Source organism: Streptomyces sp. PT12 (assembly GCF_003311645.1).
Classification (GTDB): domain Bacteria; phylum Actinomycetota; class Actinomycetes; order Streptomycetales; family Streptomycetaceae; genus Streptomyces.
The window spans coordinates 19,495-35,391 of the sequence record NZ_QEST01000095.1 but is presented as its reverse complement, the minus strand read 5'-3'; the positions used below and the strand labels follow the sequence as shown (position 1 = coordinate 35,391).

At 75.3% G+C, this 15,897-nt stretch carries 13 protein-coding genes; 1 reads left to right on the top strand and 12 read right to left on the bottom strand.

The genetic code is table 11. From position 1 onward, the window contains the following. Positions 1-30: 30 nt before the first annotated feature. The 12 genes from DEH69_RS10805 to DEH69_RS10750 form a co-directional block, all read right to left on the bottom strand. On the bottom strand, positions 31-1,320 hold the full coding sequence (locus tag DEH69_RS10805; protein WP_181727366.1) for an MFS transporter: 1,290 nt from the start codon (positions 1,318-1,320) through the stop codon (positions 31-33). Beyond that, the gene (locus DEH69_RS10800) at positions 1,314-2,609 is read right to left on the bottom strand and encodes a 3-deoxy-7-phosphoheptulonate synthase (RefSeq protein WP_113686750.1); all 1,296 of its coding nucleotides are present in this window, start codon (positions 2,607-2,609) and stop codon (positions 1,314-1,316) included. The genes DEH69_RS10805 and DEH69_RS10800 overlap by 7 nt, the downstream gene beginning before the upstream one ends. A 32-nt stretch (positions 2,610-2,641) precedes the next feature. Continuing rightward, positions 2,642-4,198, bottom strand: coding sequence for an aromatic amino acid ammonia-lyase (locus DEH69_RS10795; RefSeq protein WP_181727365.1), 1,557 nt, complete (start codon positions 4,196-4,198; stop codon positions 2,642-2,644). Further along, positions 4,188-5,243 carry an acyl-CoA synthetase gene (locus DEH69_RS10790; protein ID WP_181727364.1) on the bottom strand — a complete coding sequence of 352 codons (1,056 nt, stop codon included), beginning with the start codon at positions 5,241-5,243 and terminating at the stop codon, positions 4,188-4,190. The genes DEH69_RS10795 and DEH69_RS10790 overlap by 11 nt, the downstream gene beginning before the upstream one ends. Continuing rightward, entirely contained in the window at positions 5,240-5,548 is a 309-nt protein-coding gene (locus tag DEH69_RS10785) for an acyl carrier protein (protein WP_113686725.1), read from the bottom strand. Before DEH69_RS10785 ends, DEH69_RS10790 begins: the two co-directional genes overlap by 4 nt. Beyond that, complete coding sequence (locus tag DEH69_RS10780) at positions 5,545-5,988, bottom strand: hypothetical protein (RefSeq protein WP_113686724.1); 444 nt, start codon at positions 5,986-5,988, stop codon at positions 5,545-5,547. The genes DEH69_RS10785 and DEH69_RS10780 overlap by 4 nt, the downstream gene beginning before the upstream one ends. Positions 5,989-5,996: 8 nt before the next feature. Then, a complete protein-coding gene (locus tag DEH69_RS10775) occupies positions 5,997-7,736 on the bottom strand; it encodes a prenyltransferase/squalene oxidase repeat-containing protein (protein WP_113686723.1) in 1,740 nt (579 codons plus the stop codon). Then, a complete protein-coding gene (locus tag DEH69_RS10770; RefSeq protein WP_113686722.1) occupies positions 7,733-9,046 on the bottom strand; it encodes a phenylacetate--CoA ligase family protein in 1,314 nt (437 codons plus the stop codon). The genes DEH69_RS10775 and DEH69_RS10770 overlap by 4 nt, the downstream gene beginning before the upstream one ends. Before the next feature lie 9 nt (positions 9,047-9,055). After that, complete coding sequence (locus DEH69_RS10765; protein ID WP_113686721.1) at positions 9,056-10,441, bottom strand: hypothetical protein; 1,386 nt, start codon at positions 10,439-10,441, stop codon at positions 9,056-9,058. Beyond that, positions 10,438-11,580: an AMP-binding protein gene (locus tag DEH69_RS10760; RefSeq protein WP_113686720.1), complete on the bottom strand. Its 1,143-nt coding sequence runs from the start codon at positions 11,578-11,580 to the stop codon at positions 10,438-10,440. The genes DEH69_RS10765 and DEH69_RS10760 overlap by 4 nt, the downstream gene beginning before the upstream one ends. Further along, entirely contained in the window at positions 11,577-12,461 is an 885-nt protein-coding gene (locus tag DEH69_RS10755) for a RimK family alpha-L-glutamate ligase (protein ID WP_181727363.1), read from the bottom strand. Before DEH69_RS10755 ends, DEH69_RS10760 begins: the two co-directional genes overlap by 4 nt. Before the next feature lie 154 nt (positions 12,462-12,615). Further along, on the bottom strand, positions 12,616-13,344 hold the full coding sequence (locus tag DEH69_RS10750; protein ID WP_220131223.1) for an SDR family NAD(P)-dependent oxidoreductase: 729 nt from the start codon (positions 13,342-13,344) through the stop codon (positions 12,616-12,618). Between the two features lie 360 nt (positions 13,345-13,704). On the opposite strand from DEH69_RS10750, the gene DEH69_RS10745 reads away from it, so the two are divergent. Beyond that, positions 13,705-15,873 (top strand): AfsR/SARP family transcriptional regulator, encoded by a 2,169-nt coding sequence (locus DEH69_RS10745; protein WP_181727362.1) that lies wholly within the window; start codon positions 13,705-13,707, stop codon positions 15,871-15,873. Positions 15,874-15,897 lie beyond the last annotated feature (24 nt).

Here is a 15,897-nt window from a genome sequence, read left to right as displayed (position 1 = left end):
CGGAATCTCGGGGGCGGTCCACCGTGCGCCTCAGTCCTCGGGGGGCTCCGGCATGGTGCGCAGCTTCGCGATGGGCGAGAGCGCGATCCACAGCGCGGAGAGGCAGAATCCGGTGGCGGTGACGAAGAGGGTTTCGCGGATGCCGACGGTCGAGCCGAGCCAGCCGCCGAGCAGGGCGCCCAGCGGCATGGCGCCCCAGGTCACCGTGCGCATCCCGGCGACCACCCGGCCGATCTTCCGCCGCGGGATGACCATCTGCTGGAAGGTGGCGACATTGGTGTTGCCGATGGTCATCAGCGTGCCGCTGACGAAGAACATCGTCAGCAGCATGGCGAGCGCCAGCGGGGTGGGGCCCATGGTCAGCGGCAGGACGATCTGCACGAGCGACGCGCCCCCGTAGCCGAAGGCGATCACCCGGCCGGGGCCCAGGCGCAGGGCCGTCCGCTTGGCGAGGGCCGCCCCGGTGAGGGCGCCCACCGCCCCCGCGGCCAGGACCAGGCCGAGCAGCGCGCTGCTCATGCCGAGGACATCGAGCACGAACAGCGGCAGGATGGTGGTTCTGGCCATGAAGAAGAGGTTGTTGACGCCCGACCTGACCACGAGGAAGCGCAGATAGCGGTCCCGGGCGATGAAGCGCAGGGACTCGCCGATCTCGGCGAACGTGTCGCGGCGCTCGGGGCGTTCGGGCGGGCGTTCCCTGTGGCGGATGCCGAACAGCGCGGCCAGAGAGGCGATCGGGCTGATCACGCTGGCCGCGAGGATGGCCGGGGCGCTGGCGAGGTGGACCAGCACGCCGCCGAGGGCCGGGCCGCCCGCCTGGGTGACGACGATGCTGCCCTGGAGTCTGCTGTTGCCGTCCAGGAGCTGGTCCCGCTCGATGAGCGAGGGCAGATAGGCCGTTCCCGACACGTCGAAGAGCACGGCGCACACGCCCATGACGGCGGCGACCAGGTAGAGGTGGTACAGCTCAAGGCCGTCGGCGAGGGTGAGGGCGGCGACCGAGCCGAGGGCGACGATCCTGCCGAGTTCGGCGACGGCGAGGATGCCGCGCTTGGTCGACCGGTCGATCCAGACGCCGGCCAGCAGGGTGACCAGCAGATAGGGGGCGAACGCGATGGCGTTGATCACCCCGAGCTGGCCCGCCGACGCCTCGAAGAGGTAGATCGCGGCCAGCGGGAGCACCAGCTCGGCGACCTGGGTGCCGCCGCGCGAGACGGTCTGGCCAAACCAGTAGAGCAGGAAGTCGCGGTGCCGCCACAGGCTTGGCGGCGCCTCGGCGGCGGGCGGGGTCTTCGCGCCGGAGTCACGGGAGGTCAGCACGTCGGTGGCCTTAGGGGAGGAGTGGGGGCGGGCGGGCAGTCGCGGCGGACCTCGGCGGCGACGCGGGCGACGGCGATGGCCTGCTCGGCGTTGAGCCGCGGGTCGCATGTCGAGGTGTAGCGGTCGAGGCGCGCCGCCAGGTCGGCCTCGGTCTCCACGCACTCGACGACGGGCTCGGGGGTGGTCTCCAGGTGCACGCCGCCCAGGGGGAGCCCGTGCTCGCGCAGCGCGGCGCCGCAGGCCCTGATCTCGCGCTCGATGTCGGGCAGCAGGCGGGTCTTCTGCCCGTGGCGGTTGCGGCGGGTGTTGCCGTGCATGGGGTCGGACACCCACAGCGCACGCGCCGCCAGGTCCCCCAACTCGCCGAGCAGTCGGGGCAGTTCGTCGACGATGCGGGGGCCCATGCGGACGATGAGGGACAGGCGGCCCGGCGGGTGGCCCTCGGTGAGCCGGGTGATCAGCGCCGCGACGTCGGCGCCCGCGGCGTCGGGGCCCACCTTGACGCCGACGGGGTTGGTGACGCGCTCGGCGAAGGCGATGTGCGGCCCGTCGACCTGCCGGGTGCGCTCGCCGATCCACAGGAGGTGCCCCGATGAGCCGTAGTCGCGGCCCCGCCGTTCGTCGTCGCGGACGAGGGCGTTCTCGTAGTCGAGCAGCAGCGCCTCGTGGCTGGCGTAGGTGAGGCACAGGCTCGGCGCAGGGCCGTCGAAGACCGGCAGGTAGTCGGCGAGGTGGAGCGCGTCGAGGGCCCGCGCGGCGTGGTCGTAGGCGGCGAGCAGGCGGGCGGGGTCGGGGGTGCGGGCCCCGGCGTCGGGGGCGGGGCCGTTGACCGCGTCGCCGCGGTAGACGGGCAGGGTGCGGCCGTCGGGCAGCCGTTCGGTCGCGCGCGACCTGGGCTTGGCGTACTGCCCGGCGAAGCGGCCGACGCGGACGGCGGGCAGGCCGGTGACCGACTCCACCGCGTCGGCGATCGCGCCGAGCAGCTCCACCTTGGGGGTCATCCGCTCAGGGGCGGCGTCCGCGAACGGCTCGGCGCAGTCGCCCGCCTGGACGACCACGGCGCCGCCCGCGGCCGCCAGGCTCAGCTCGCGTTGCAGGGCGTAGCAGGAATCGGCGGACACGAGGGGCGGGCGGGTCGCCAGCTCCCCGACCACCTCGGCGAGGGGAACGCCGCCCGCCCAGCGCGGCTGCTGCGCGGGCGGGCGCGGCGCCCCCGCGACATCGGTCAGGGGTGGGGTCAGGGGTGGGGTCTTCGGTGGGGTCAGGGGTGGGGTCTTCGGTGGGGTCATGGGTCGGGTCGTCGGTGGGGTCGTCGGTGGGGTCATCGGTGCGGCCCTCCGGGGGGACGGGCCGCGCGGGGGACGAACTCCTCCTCAAGCCGCGCGGCGAGGGTGGCCACGGCGTCCGCCATGGGCCGGTCGGTGGTCAGCTGGGGGGTGTGCTCGGCAAGGCGCTCCCACAGGCCGCCCTCCGCGGTGTGCGGCCACAGGCGCGTGAGCCGCTGGAGGCGGCGGATCTGGGCGAGGGCGTGACACAGCGACGACGCCACCCACCAGGCGCGGTCGAGCATGTCGGCGACCGCGTTGGCGCCGTTGAGCGCCATGGGCACATGGTCCTGGTTGCCCAGGTTGGTGGGCAGCGGGGTGCAGGACGCCGGGTAGGCGCGCTGGCGGATCGCGGCGAGGTGGGAGGTGGCGGCAATCTGCACCCCGGCGAGCCCGCTGTCGCGCCCGGGGCGCGCGGCGAGCAGCGGCGGCAGCCCTCCGTTGCGCTGGGGGTCGACGGCGAGGGCGAGTTGGCGTTCCAGCAGGTAGGCCAGCTGGTGCACGCACACGGCGTGCTGCTCCGCGGCCAGCGCGACGGGCGCGGCGTGGAAGTTGCCGCCGTGGTACAGCTCGCCGTCGACCAGCACGGGGTTGTCGGTGCAGCCGGCGGCCTCGGTGAGCAGCACCTTCTCCTGGAGGCGCAGTTGGTCGATGACCGCGCCGATGACCTGGGGCGCGCAGCGCAGCGAGTAGGGCTCCTGGAGCGGCCGGTCCGGGTCGGGGGCCCTGGCACCCGACAGCTGTCTGCGGATCAGCGCGGCGGCGGTGCGATGGCCCGGGTGGCCGCGCACGGCGGCCAGGGCGTCGCTGAACGGGACGGGGTCGCTGCCGAGCAGCAGCGCGAGGCGCCCCGTGGCGGCCGCGGCCGCGTGGGCGAGCCCGAGCAGCCGCGCGTGGTTGACCAGGGACGTGGCGAGCGCGGCTGATGTGCCGTTGACGAAGGCCAGGGCCGATCTCGCCTCCCAGCGCACCGGGGTCAGCCCACGGCGGGCCAGGGCCGCGGCCGAGGGCTCGCGGCGCGGGTCGCCGTCAGCATCGGCACCGGCACCGGCACCGGCGTCGGCGTCGGCGCGCAGCCATGCCTGGCCGCGCCCCGCGGCGGCCGCGGCGGCGTGCGCGAGCGGGATCAGGTCGCCGCTGGCGCTGAGGCTGCCGTCGCGCGGCACGACCGGGGTGAACCCGGCGTTCCACTGGGCGGCCAGCGCCTCCCATGTCTCCGGCTCGACGCCGGAGTGGCCAAGGGCCATGCCGCGCAGCCGCAGCCAGACCATCAGCCGGGTGACCGCAGGCGTCATGGGGCTGCCCTGGCCTACGGTGAGGTGGTCGATGAGGCCGCTGGCCTGGACGGCGGCGTCCGGGTCGGCTGGGCGGTCGGCGAGCGGCCCGAAGCCCCGGCTCACGCCGTAGACGGGCCGCCGCCTGACGGCCCTGGCCAGCAACGCCCGCCCGTGGGCGAGGGCTTGGCGCCGCCGGTCGGTCAGCTCGATGCGGCGCTCCCAGCCGGCCTCGGCGAGGATCCCCGCGACGGTGGCGGGCTCGGTCTCAGTGAGCACGGCCGCCGGCTCCCCCCGGTGCCCTGCGCGGCGGCGGCCCGCTCTCCCCGATGGCAGGGAGGCGGTCGACGCGCACCTTGCCCGCGACGCTGCGGGGGATCTCGGGGACCCGGCGCACCGCGCGCGGCGCCGGCACGCCGGGGAACGCGGCGGCCAGCACGTCCCGCACCTCGGCGGGCCGCACCTCGACGGGGCCCTGGGCGTAGTAGAGGTCGTAGTGCTCGGCGCGCAGCCGGTCGCGGCGCGGCACGCAGACGATGTCGGTCCTGGGGAACGCCTCGCAGACCGCGCGCTCCACCTCGGCCAGGTCGACGCGGCGCCCGTTGATCTTGATCATCCGGGAGGCGCGCCCGAGGAGTTCGAAGGACCGCTCCCCCACGGGGCGCACCAGGTCGTCCAGGGTGAGCGCGGCCGGTGGCACGGCCGCCTCCCTGATCCTGGCCAGCCGGGGCCCCGCCACCCGCAGCGGCTGCTCGTCGCCCGGGCCCACCGTTCTGACGAGGGAGCAGTCGGGGAAGAGCGTCCACAGCGCGGGGAGCGCCGGGCGGGGGGCGAGCGTCCTGTGGGCCACGGCCCCGGTCTCGGTGGAGCCCAGGATCTCGACCGCGCGGAACGCGCTGCCCGCGAGCGCGGCGATGACCCGGTGCGCCGATGGCGGCAGCGGGGCGGTGCTGTGCACGGCGACCACGGTGGCGGTCCTGAGCCGGTCGACGATGCGGTCGAGCAGCTCCCAGGTCGACGGCAGGCACACGACGAGAGTGCGCGAGCCAGGCGCGAGGTCGGGCGGGGTGAACGGGCTCTCCCACAACGCCTGGACGGGCACGCCCAGATGGCGCGGCAGGGCCTCGCCGAAGACGCGGCCGTAGAGGTGCCGTGGCGGCGCGTAGCTGACGACGCGGTCCACGTCGCCGACCACGGCGTCGGCGACCACGGCGGCCTCGGCCCGCAGCTGGGCGACGGAGCGCAGCCAGACGACGGGGGCGCCCGACTGGCCCGAGGTGGCGAAGGGCACGTCGGCCTCGGCCCTGTCGTCCCCGGGTCTCATCCGTGGCTCCCCAGGCGCACGCGGTCCTCGAGCTCGCCGTCGACGAACCGCGCGATGCGCTCGACGGAGGCGAACCAGTAGCGGACGTCGTGCGCCACGAAGTCCACCTCGATCCCGAATGCGGCCTCGACCGCGGTGACGCACTCCATGGCCGTGAGGCTGTCGTAGCGCTCGCCGAACGCCTCGGCGAGGTCGCGTTCGGCGTCGAGGGCGGCGATCTCGTCGCCGAGGTACGGGCCGAGCACCTCGCGTACCCGGGCGACGGTCTCGGGCGCGCCGGTCTCGCGCGTGCCGGTCTCGCTCATCGTTCCCCTTCTCTCTGGTGGTCGGTGACGTCCCGCCGGTCGGCGACGGGCGCCCCGTCGGCCCTGGTGAGCCGCCCCGCCCTGGCCAGGTACACCTGGGCGGGCGGCGTGGGGCGGAACTCGACGTACAGGAACGGCGTCTGCTCGGTGGTGCCGAGGGCCTGGGCCACCTCGTCGGCCAGGGCCTCCCTGAAGCGCTCGTCGCGCTCGGGCCCGACGCAGCAGACGACCGAGGCGTGCCGCACCTGGCTGTCGCCCTGGGGCAGGGCGTCCAGGGGCATGCCGCCGCTGAAGGCGCTGTTGGGCGGGGTGTCGACGAAGCGCACCACGACGTGCGCGGGGGTGACGCCGTGCCGGGAGAGCCAGCGCGTGAGGCGGACCGCGACGGCCCTGCGCCGGGGCACGGGCAGCTCGGGGGTGTCGATCGTGATGGTGGGCATGGTGGCTCTCAGGACAGGGTCAGGGCAGGAAGGGCGGCCGCCGGGGCGGCCAGGCGCCCGCGCAGCAGCCGGTGGAGGCAGTCGGCCAGCGGGTCCCCGGCGGCGGGGGCCAGCGGCGACCAGGACGCGCCGCGTTCGGACGCGGTGCGGTCGAGGAACGCGCGGACGTGGCCGGGGTCGATCGCGATGCCGAGCCGGTCGGCCGTGGCCATGGCCTCGTAGGTGGAGAGCAGGTCGGGCAGCCTGGCGCCCTGGTTGGCCCAGCCGCCGCCGCGCACCCGGTGCCGGTCGAGGGTGTCACTCACGGCGGCGCGGTCGGCGCGGCCGATGAAGTCGAGCACGCGCGCGGCGTGCAGCCCCGAGCGCAGGGTGGCGGGGGCACCGGGCACGTTGCCATGGCCCCGCTCCCCGTGGCGGGCGCGGTCGCAGCCGTCGACGAACGCCGCGAGACCGCCGAGGTCGAGCGGGGGGTCGCCCCGGCGGCCCACGAGCCGCCGGATCTCGACGGCCGACGCGGTGGAGATCAGGTCGGAGCCGCGCCCGTGCCAGTAGCCGAAGCCGCCGTCGGGGTTCTGGAGGCGCGTCAGCCAGGCGCTGATCGCGCCCGCGCCCGCGGGGTCGTCGCGGAACGCCCCCGCGGCCAGGGCCCACAGGGTGCAGCGCATCTCGGCGCCCCGGCCAGGCATGTACATCACGCCGTCCTCGTTGGGCAGCCGACAGCCCTCCAACCAGCGGCGCAGCGCGGGGAGTTCGGGGGCGTCGGGCTCGGCGGCCAGGGCGGTGGCCGAGATGTGCAGGGCGTCGGCGGCCTGATCGGCCTCGCGGTAGGTGAACCCCCCGGTGGGCAACGCGAGCTCGGCCAGCCGCCGTTCGACCGCCGCCGCGACCTCGGGGGTGACGCCGCCCGCGGTGCGCAGCGTTCCGACCGCGCTGAAGGAGGCCCACACGTCGGCGACCCGGTAGCCGGGCCAGCGGGTGAACGCGCCGTCGGCGAGCCGCTGGCCGAGCACCCAGGGCGCGGGGTCGGCGTCGGGCGCCGCGCCGAGCGCCGCCAGGGCGCCGGTGGCCCGGTACGTGGCCCACAGGCAGGGCACGGCGGCGTCGGGGGCGAAGGTGAATCCGCCCGACGGGGTCTGCCGCCCGCGCAGCCAGCGGACCAGCGCGGGCACGTCCCACGGCGGGGCGGCGGGCCGTCGGGCGTTCAACGCCCGCCAGGCGGCCACCCCGTAGAAGCAGGCCCGCGCGTCGGCGTCCCCGGCCTCGGCGTGCTCGGGCGACCAGCTCAGGCCACCGTCCCCGGTCTGGAGCGCGCCGAGCCAGGCCAGCAGCCCGGAGCGGTCGGGAACGTCGTCGTCGCACAGCTCCACGGCGGTGCGGGTGGCGAAGTGGGTCGCCCACACGTCGGGGCGCTGGCCCGGGGTCATGGCGTATGCCTCGCCCGACCAGACGCCGCGCACCCAGGAGGCGGTCCTCTCGCGTTCCTCGGGCGGCTCGCCGAGGTCGGCCAGGGTGGCCACGCAGTAGAACGTGGCCCAGGCGTCGGACGGCATGCCGCGGCTCCAGGCGTAGCCGCCGTCGGCGTTGCGCCGCCCGCGCACATAGGCGGCGGTGGCCGCGCGGTGGGGCGTCCGCCCGGCTGCTCCGAGCCAGGCGAGCGTGCGCACCGCGGCGTAGGTGCACCACAGGTCGGGCGCGCCGGAGACGGGCAGCCGCGCCCCGGTGGCCCGGGAGGCCGCGGGGGCCGTCACCGGGGCTCCACAAAGCGGATGTTGGAGCGCTTCCAGCTCTTCTGGGAGCCACCGCTCTTGGTGGCGGCGGGCAGCGTGTTGACGAAGACGACGTCGTCGCAGGCAAGACCGGTGCGGCGGGCGAAGGCGCCCCTGAACGCGGCGGCGACCGCGTCCTCCCCCGCCCGGTCGGAGCCGACCTGGCGTTCGAGCAGGACGCGGAGGCGCCCGGCGGCCCTGTCCACCTCGAGCACATAGCCGGTCGCGGTCGTCTCGCCGTAGACGACCTCCTCGACCGACCTGGGGTCGAGCGCCGCCCCGCCGATCACCACGGCGTCGCCCGCCCGCCCGTGCACGGTGAGCGTGGGGGTGGCCAGGCCGCACGGGCAGCCGTCGGCGACCGTGACCTCGTCGCCGGTGTCGTAGCGCAGCAGGGGGCGCGCGTGGAGGTTGAGCGGCGTCACCACGAGGCGGCCCGAGGCGCCGGGGCGCAACGGGGTCACCCGGCCTTCGGCGTCGGCGAGTTCGCAGTAGTGGGCGGCGGCGAGCAGGTGCAGCCCGTCGGCCGGGCAGGCCGCGGCCAGGGTCCCGGTCTCGGTGCTGCCGTAGCTGGCGTCGTAGGCCCGCGCGCCCCACCAGGCGCCAAGGCGCGCGCGCATGGCGGGCACGCTGACCTCGCCGAGCAGCATGAGGGTGGTGACCGAGGCACGCGCCCGCTCCAGCAGGCCGCGCTGCTGGAGCAGGCGCGTGGTCTGGAGGGCCACGCCGGGGGCCAGGAAGAGCGCCGTCGGGCGGAAGGCGGTGAGCAGCCCGACGAGGCGGTCCCAGTCGGAGATGCCGGTGGCGAACGGGTAGGCACGGGCGTGCGGCACGCCCAGGTACTCGCACACGGACGCCACCAGGTCGCCGACGGGCACGATGTCCGAAGGCAGCAGGCTCAGGACGCGCGGCTCATCGCCCAGCGGGTCGCGCCAGGCGCCCGCCACGGAGACGGCGTTCCACAGGATGTCCTCGGCCAGCCGCGGGGTGGGCGTGGCACTGCCCGTGGTACCGGTGGTCTCGTAGTACTTGGCGCTTTCCTGGAGTGTGGTGGCGACAAAGCTCCACGGGTCGGCCTTGAGCCGCTCCTTGGGGGTGGCGGGCAGCGCGGTGAAGGCGGGCCAGCTGAAGTCGCCGATGTCCCGGTAGGCGGGGGCGCCGCTGGCCCGGCCCCACGCCTGGGCGATCTTGTCGCGGTAGAAGCCTTCGGCGGGAACGGAGCCGCGTGCCTCGCGGAACTGCCGCTCGGCCTCGAGCACGGTTTCGAGCCGTTCCTTGGAGTTGACTATCACGAGGATCCCTCACTGCTGGCGCGTCGGTCGGACGGCGGAGTGGAAGACGCAGCCCACGTGGGAGCCGTCGCCCAGGAAGCGGATGTCCTGCTCGCGGTCGAGCAGCCCCTTGACGAAGCCGCCGCTGAGTCCCGCGGCGGTGACGAACAGGCCCCAGTGCAGATGGCAGGTGGCGGTGGCGGGCCCCGCGGCGCCCGGGGCGTGGAAGCGCTCGGCGACCGATTCGGCGCGCCGCTGCACCACGTGGTCGCCCGCGCAGGCGGCGCGGACCAGCGCGTCCCACGCGTCCTGCTCGGTCAGCCACCCGGCGACGACGCCCTGGCCCGCGTGCCCGATGCTGGGCTTGAGCACCAGCTCGCCGCGGTGGGCGCGGACGTACTCGGCCAGCGAGCCGCCGCCGGGGGCGGGGGCGGGGGTGGCGTCGGCGCCCCGCATCGAACGGGTCCAGGGCAAGACCCGGTCGACCACCTCGCGCTCCGTTGGGGTGAGCGGATCGGTGGCGTGGGCGTCGGTGTCGCTGAGCATCGCCAGGCAGAGCTTGGAGCCGAACAGGTCGGCGTTCAACGGGGAGAACACCCGGGCCGCGCCGTGCGCCACCGCCTGGGCCAGGGGTTCGAGCAGCTCGTCGGCGGCCGGGTCCTCGGCGACGGTCTTGAAGAGGAACGTCCGGTAGACGATGTCGATCCGCTCGCCCCGCGCGGTGAGCCCGCCGGCGCCGAACTCCAGGTCCTTGACGGTGCAGACCACGATCGGGAAGCCCAGCTCGGCGAGCAGGTCGATGAAGAGGGAGGCGTTCACGGTGACCGGAGAGGTCACCCAGTCCACCAGGGCGATCGTGGGCCGCTTGGCGGCGCGCCAGCCCGCCGTCTCAAGCAGGGTGGCGGCCATGAGGGGCATCGGGTCGTGGAAGTCGAGCGCGTGCGCGGCGGCGAAGCCGGTGAACCCGGGGTCGCCGAGCACCGCCCTGCACAGCTCGCCGAACTCCATCGAGCCCAGCGAGCTCGAGGTGTTGAACTCCACGAGGCGGAAGCCGTCAGGGCCGCGCACCAGGTCGGCGCGGCCCAGCGGCACCGGTGGGCCCGACAGCTTCCGCAGCGCGACCCGCGCGCTCGGCTGGGTCCAGCCGAGCGCCCGCGCGAAGCTCTCCTGGTCGCCGCCGAACAGCCGGTCGGGGAGCGCCTGGAGGGTGCGCAGCAGCAGCGGCAGGTCGTGGTCGAGGCGCCGCGCCTGGTCGGCGTCGAGGATCGCGGGCCGTGAGAGCAGGGGGCGGGTGAACCACGAGCGGAAGCGTCGGTAGCCGGGCAGCTCGGGGTCGAGCGGCGGGTGGGCGCCGCCGGTCCTGGCGGCGAGGTAGGCGCGGGTGGGCGCGTTCTCCGCGACGAGGTCGGCGCTCACACCGCGCCCCCGACCACCGAGGCGAGGTCCTCGGCCGACCGCCACAGCACGGGAAGCACCTTGTGGGTGCGGGGGCTCCGCTCCACGTCGGCCACGTGCTCGACGGCGAACGCCTCGGGCGTGTGCCGGTCGCACAGCTGAAGGTCCTCCATGGCGCCCACGAGCGCCGCGCGGACGGCCGCGGCGTCACCGTGGCCGGTGTAGCGCAGCCGCATCCCCACGACGGCCGATGGCACCTCGGGGTCGCGGTAGAGCAGGAGCTGGGTGTCGCGCACGCCGTCGAGGCGCGAGGCGCGGTCGTGTACCTCGCCGATGGAGACCATGCCGCCGTGGAGCTTGACGTTGTCGTCGGCGCGGCTGACCACCTCGAAGGCGTCGGCCGCGCCGCAGGGGCACTCGGCCGCGCGCAGCCGGTCGCCGAGCCTGAACCGCCGCGCGGGGGTGGGCCAGCCCTCGCCGACGCGGGTCAGCAGCGCGCCCTCGTCCCGCGGCTCGACGAGCTGTCCTGGCAGCAGGTGCAGGGCGCCGAGGCGGCAGTCGGGCGTGCTGGTCCCGATGACGAACGTCTCGATCGAGCCGTAGTTCCCCCACAGGCCCGCCTCGGGGAAGACGGCCTTCAGGGTGGCGACCCTGGCCCTGGTCATCGGCTCGCCCGACCAGATGACCGCGCGGACCGGCAGCCGCACCCCGGCCTCGGCCGCGGTCTCGGCGAAGCGCGCCAGCACATTGGGGGCGCCCGCCAGCGCGTTCACGCCCATGTCGACGATCACGTCGACCCACTGGCGGAACTCCTCGGGGTGGAGCGCGCCCATGGGCGCCACGGTGGCGTGGCAGGCCGTGGCGAGGGCGTTGTAGAAGTAGTGGGCGCCCCACATCTTGCCGGTGGAGAAGAGGTTGAGCAGGCAGTCCCCCGGGCCGAGCGGCCGCCAGTGCGCCACCACCTTGGGGACGCCGAGGTCGGGGGCCATGACGGTGAGCTTGGGGGCGCCGCTGGTGCCGCCGCTCACCACGAAGACCCCGCCCGCCCGGCGGGCCCGCTCCGCGGTGGCCGCCCTCAGGTCCGCGTGGCTCCAGGGCGCGGCCTTGTCCACGTCGGCCAGGACGTCGGGCGTCCCGGCCGAACCGATGCTCGTGCTCATCGCTCGTGCCTTCCTGTGGGTGCCAACTGCCGTAGGGACGCACCGGGTTCACCGGTCCGGCGCCGATGGGCCCGCAGGCGCGCCGCATAGGCGAGGAAGCGGCCGCCGACCACGCGCCTGACGGCCTGGGGGGAGTCGAAGAGGGCCGACACCGCGCCGTCGAGCTCGAGCTCGGACAGCCACAGCTCGCCCGAAGGGGTGCGCAGCAGGTCGACGCACACATAGGGCAGGTCGAACCGCCGGTGGACCAGCTCGACCAGCTCGCGCACGCCCGGCTCGACCGCGGTGCGCACCCGGACCGAGCCGCCCCTGCTCACATTGGCCACGTGCGAGTCGCCGCCGCCGACCCGGTCGTAGAGGGCGACGATCTCGCCCTCGACCGCGACCACCCGCAGGTCGGCGACCCGGTCGCCGAGCGAGGGCTGGACGAGCATGGCGGCGCCGCTGCCCGACGCCAGGCCGAGCACCGCGTCGAGGGTGGCGCGGTCGGGGCAGCGGACGCAGCCGAGGCCGCGCCCCCACGAGGCGGGCTTGACGAAGACCGGGAACCACGCGTCGGGGACCAGCGCCTGGTAGTCGACGCGCGCCAGGTCCCGCCCCGTGGTGATCCTGACCGAGGGGATGAGCGGGACCGGGGAGTCGGCGAGGGCCTCGGCGGTGGCGAACTTGTCGTTGAACAGCAGCGCGGCGGAGAGGGGGATGGCGGGCCAGAAGCCCATCTCGCGCAGCGAGCAGACCAGCGTGAGACTGGTCCACAGGTCGACGTCGAGCGCGGGCTCCGAGCGGATGTCGTAGACGATGACATCGCGCTCGGGGCGCAGCTCCTCGCCATTCCAGAGGGCTTTTCCTCCGGTGAGGACGATGTGCTCGGGATTGGCCACGCCGAATCCGAGCCCGACGTCGTCGGCGGCCCTCAGGTAAACGGGCCAGAACTCGTTCCGCTCCCATTCGCCCGCGGCCCGTGAACCGCGGTCGGGGAAAACATAGAGAATGCGTTGCGCGGGATTGCCGCGTGTTGCCGCCGAAGCTGTCATCTCAGCGGCCCAGCAGGGCGCCGCCGTTCACGCCGAGCACCTGCCCTGTGATCCAGGAGGCGTCCGGTGAGGCGAGGAAGTGGACGGCCCCCGCGACATCCGCGGGCGTGCCCGCGCGGCCGAGCAGGGTCTGGCCGACGAGCGCGTCGTGGCGCGCGGAGCGGCCCCTGGCGTTGAAGAACTCGGTGTCCTGCACATAGCCGGGTGACACGGTGTTGACGGTGATTCCCTCGCCGCCGCCCCTGGCCGCCAGGTCGTAGCCCCACGCGATGATCCCGGCCTTGGCCGCGGCGTAGGCGTCGCCGCCGCCCCGCTGACCGGCGATCGAGCTGATGTTGATCACGCGCCCGCCGGGGCGGCGCACCGAGGGCCACACGGCCTCGGTGAGCATCATGGCGGACAGCAGGTTGCGCTCCAGCGTGCGGCGGAAGCCGTCGAACGCGCCCGCGAGGCCCGGCTCCTCGTCGCGCACGATCCCGCCCGCGTTGTTGACCAGGACGTCGACCGTCCGCTCGCCCAGCCGCTTGCCGACCTCGATCACCTGGTCGGTGTCCGTCAGGTCGACGGGAACGGCGCGCACCGCGGACTGCGGGTGTGCCGCCGCGACCGCCTCCAACGGCTCGGGGCGCCGCCCCAGGACGAAGACCTCGTCGCCCCCCGCGGCGAACCGCTCGGCGATGGCACGGCCTATCCCCGTTCCGCCTCCACTGACCACCACGACCCTGGACACCCGCAATCCCCCTTCGCCGTCACACGCCCGCGGCGCGCTCCCCCGCCCGCACGCGGATGACCGCGCGGACGACGGCGCACGGGCGCGTTCGCCATTGATCGACGGCAACCCTAGGCGCGGCGGCTACCCATATCCTTCCCATCGGCTTCTGTCGGGCCCGGTGTTCGCGGAAGTCGCCGCGCCCGTGGCACGCGTGGCTTCCTCCGCGGCAACGCCCCTGTCGCACGGCGGACTTGTAGCGTTCCCCGAGCGCGGATAAAGTGGCGGCTCGGCGGATCCATGAAGATTGTCGGCACGGAATTTCCCGGAAGTCCCCCGACTTCCCCCGGACTTCGCCGTGCCCCCCCGGCCGGAATCGAGATGACCAGAGACAGATTGAGCTTCCGGATCCTCGGCCCCATCGAGGTGCGCCGAGGGGGCGCCGTCGTCAGGCTCAGCGGCAGGAAGGTCAGGTCCGTTCTCGCGGCGCTCCTGCTGCGCGCCGACCGCGTCGTCCCCGCCGAGCACCTGGTGGCCGTGCTGTGGGGCGAGGACCCGCCGCCGACGGCCATGTCGCAGGTGCACAAGTATGTCTCGCAGTTGCGCGCCAGGCTCGGCCACGACCGCATCGCGCGGCGGGGCGGCGGCTATCTGCTGCCGTTACGCCAACACGAGTCGGATCTCGCGGAGTTCGACCGGCTGACCGCCGCGGCCAGGTCGGCGGTCGCGGCCGGGCGGCGGGCCGAGGCCGTCCGGATCCTGGGCACCGCCCTGGCGCTGTGGCGGGGGCGGCCGCTGGCGGACGGCACCGACGAGCTGATCAGGAGCGAGGCCCCGGCGCTCGAGGAGCGCAGGGTCGACGCCTTCCTCAGGAAGGCCGAGGCGGAGCTCGCCCTCGGGCGGTGCGCCGAACTCGTCGGCGAGCTGCGGGCGTTCGTCGCCGACCACCCCTTGAGCGAGCAGTTACGCGGCCTGCTGATGCTGGCGCTCTACCGGTCGGGGCGCGTAGCGGAGGCGCTGAGCGCCTACCGCGAGGGGCGGGAGCTGCTGGCCGACGAGCTGGGCCTCGACCCGGGTCCCGACCTGCGGCGGCTGCACGAGGCGATCCTGACGAGGGAGCCCTGGCTCGACCTCGACGACGGCGCGCCCGAGCCCCGCCGCGCCACCCCGCCCACCTCGCAACTCCCCGCGGGCATCGCGGACTTCACGGGGCGGGCCGCCCAGCTCGCGCGGATCGGGGACGTGCTCACCACGGCGCGCGGTGACGCGCCCCCGCTCCTGGTCGTCTCGGGCATGCCGGGGGTGGGGAAGTCCACGCTCGCGGTGCACGCCGCGCGGCGCGTCGCCGAGGCGTTCCCCGACGGGCACCTCTACGCCAGGCTGCGCGACGGCGAGGGCGGGCCCGTTCCGCCGCTCGCCGTCCTGCAACGCTTCCTGCGCGCGCTCGATGTCCCCGAGGACGCCGTCCCCGACGACACCGTGGAGTGCGGCGACCTCTTCCGCGCCGGGTGCGCGGGGCGGCGCCTGGTGATCGTCCTGGACGACGCGTTTGACGAGGCCCAGGTCCGCCCGCTGCTGCCGAGCCATCCCGGCAACGCGACGCTGGTCACCAGCAGGCGGCGCCTCGCCGGTCTCGAGGCCGCCCAGCACCTCACGCTCGACGCGTTCGACGTGGACGACGCCGTGGTCTTCTTCGAGCGCGTCATGCCCGCGGGCCAGCGGGCCGACCTGCACGGCGCGATCCGCGAGATCACCGCCCTGTGCGGGCGGCTGCCCCTGGCCCTGCGGATCGCGGCGGCCCGCTTCGCACAGCAGACCAGCGGGGACCTGGTGCGGTTCACCCGGCGCCTCGCCCAGGAGCGGCGGCGCCTGGACGTCCTCCAGGCAGGGGACCTCGGCGTCCGCGCCACCCTTGCCAGCGGCTATCGCGACCTGGCGCCGCGCGAGCGGCGGACGTTCGCCCTCCTCGGCCTGCTTCGCGCGCCCGACTTCGCGGCCTGGGCCGCCGCGCCCCTGCTCGGCTCCGACCAGGGCGAGGCGGAGGAACGGATCGAGCGCCTGGTCGACGCCCACCTCGTCGCCATCGCGGGCTGGGACCACGCCGGGCACCCCCGCTACCGCTACCACCCGCTGGCGCGCCTGTACGCCAGGGAGCGGGCCGAGGCCGAGATCCCGGCGGCCCAGCGGCGTTCGGCCGTGCTGCGGGCGCTTGAGGCGTGGCTCGCGCTGGCCACCGAGGCCGGGGCGCGGCTGCACGGCGCCGCGCGCGGGGCGCGGTTCGCCGCCGACCCGCACGAGCTGATCGACGCGCCGCTCGCGTGGTTCCACACGGAGCGCGCGGCGCTGAGCGCCGCCGTCGACCAGGCGTGGGACGAGGGGCACGAGGGCCTGGCCATGAGCCTCGCGGCGAGCATCGGCGACCTGCTGCGCCCCCCGCGCCCCAGCGAGGGACCCGCGGCGGTGCCGGTGGCCGTCGGCGCGGGGCAGGCCGCGTTCGACGCGACGCTCTTCCACCTTCTGCGCGACGCCGAGGGACACCGCGGGGTCTGAGCTTCGGGGCGGGAGCCCTGGCGC

Excerpts from the sequence above, each read along its gene's own strand:
- DEH69_RS10800 (WP_113686750.1), bottom strand. The coding sequence starts at position 2,609 with ATGACCCCACCGAAGACCCCACCCCTGACCCCACCGAAGACCCCACCC.
- DEH69_RS10790 (WP_181727364.1), bottom strand. The coding sequence starts at position 5,243 with ATGAGACCCGGGGACGACAGGGCCGAGGCCGACGTGCCCTTCGCCACC.
- DEH69_RS10785 (WP_113686725.1), bottom strand. The coding sequence starts at position 5,548 with ATGAGCGAGACCGGCACGCGCGAGACCGGCGCGCCCGAGACCGTCGCC.
- DEH69_RS10780 (WP_113686724.1), bottom strand. The coding sequence starts at position 5,988 with ATGCCCACCATCACGATCGACACCCCCGAGCTGCCCGTGCCCCGGCGC.
- DEH69_RS10760 (WP_113686720.1), bottom strand. The coding sequence starts at position 11,580 with ATGAGCACGAGCATCGGTTCGGCCGGGACGCCCGACGTCCTGGCCGAC.
- DEH69_RS10745 (WP_181727362.1), top strand. The coding sequence starts at position 13,705 with ATGACCAGAGACAGATTGAGCTTCCGGATCCTCGGCCCCATCGAGGTG.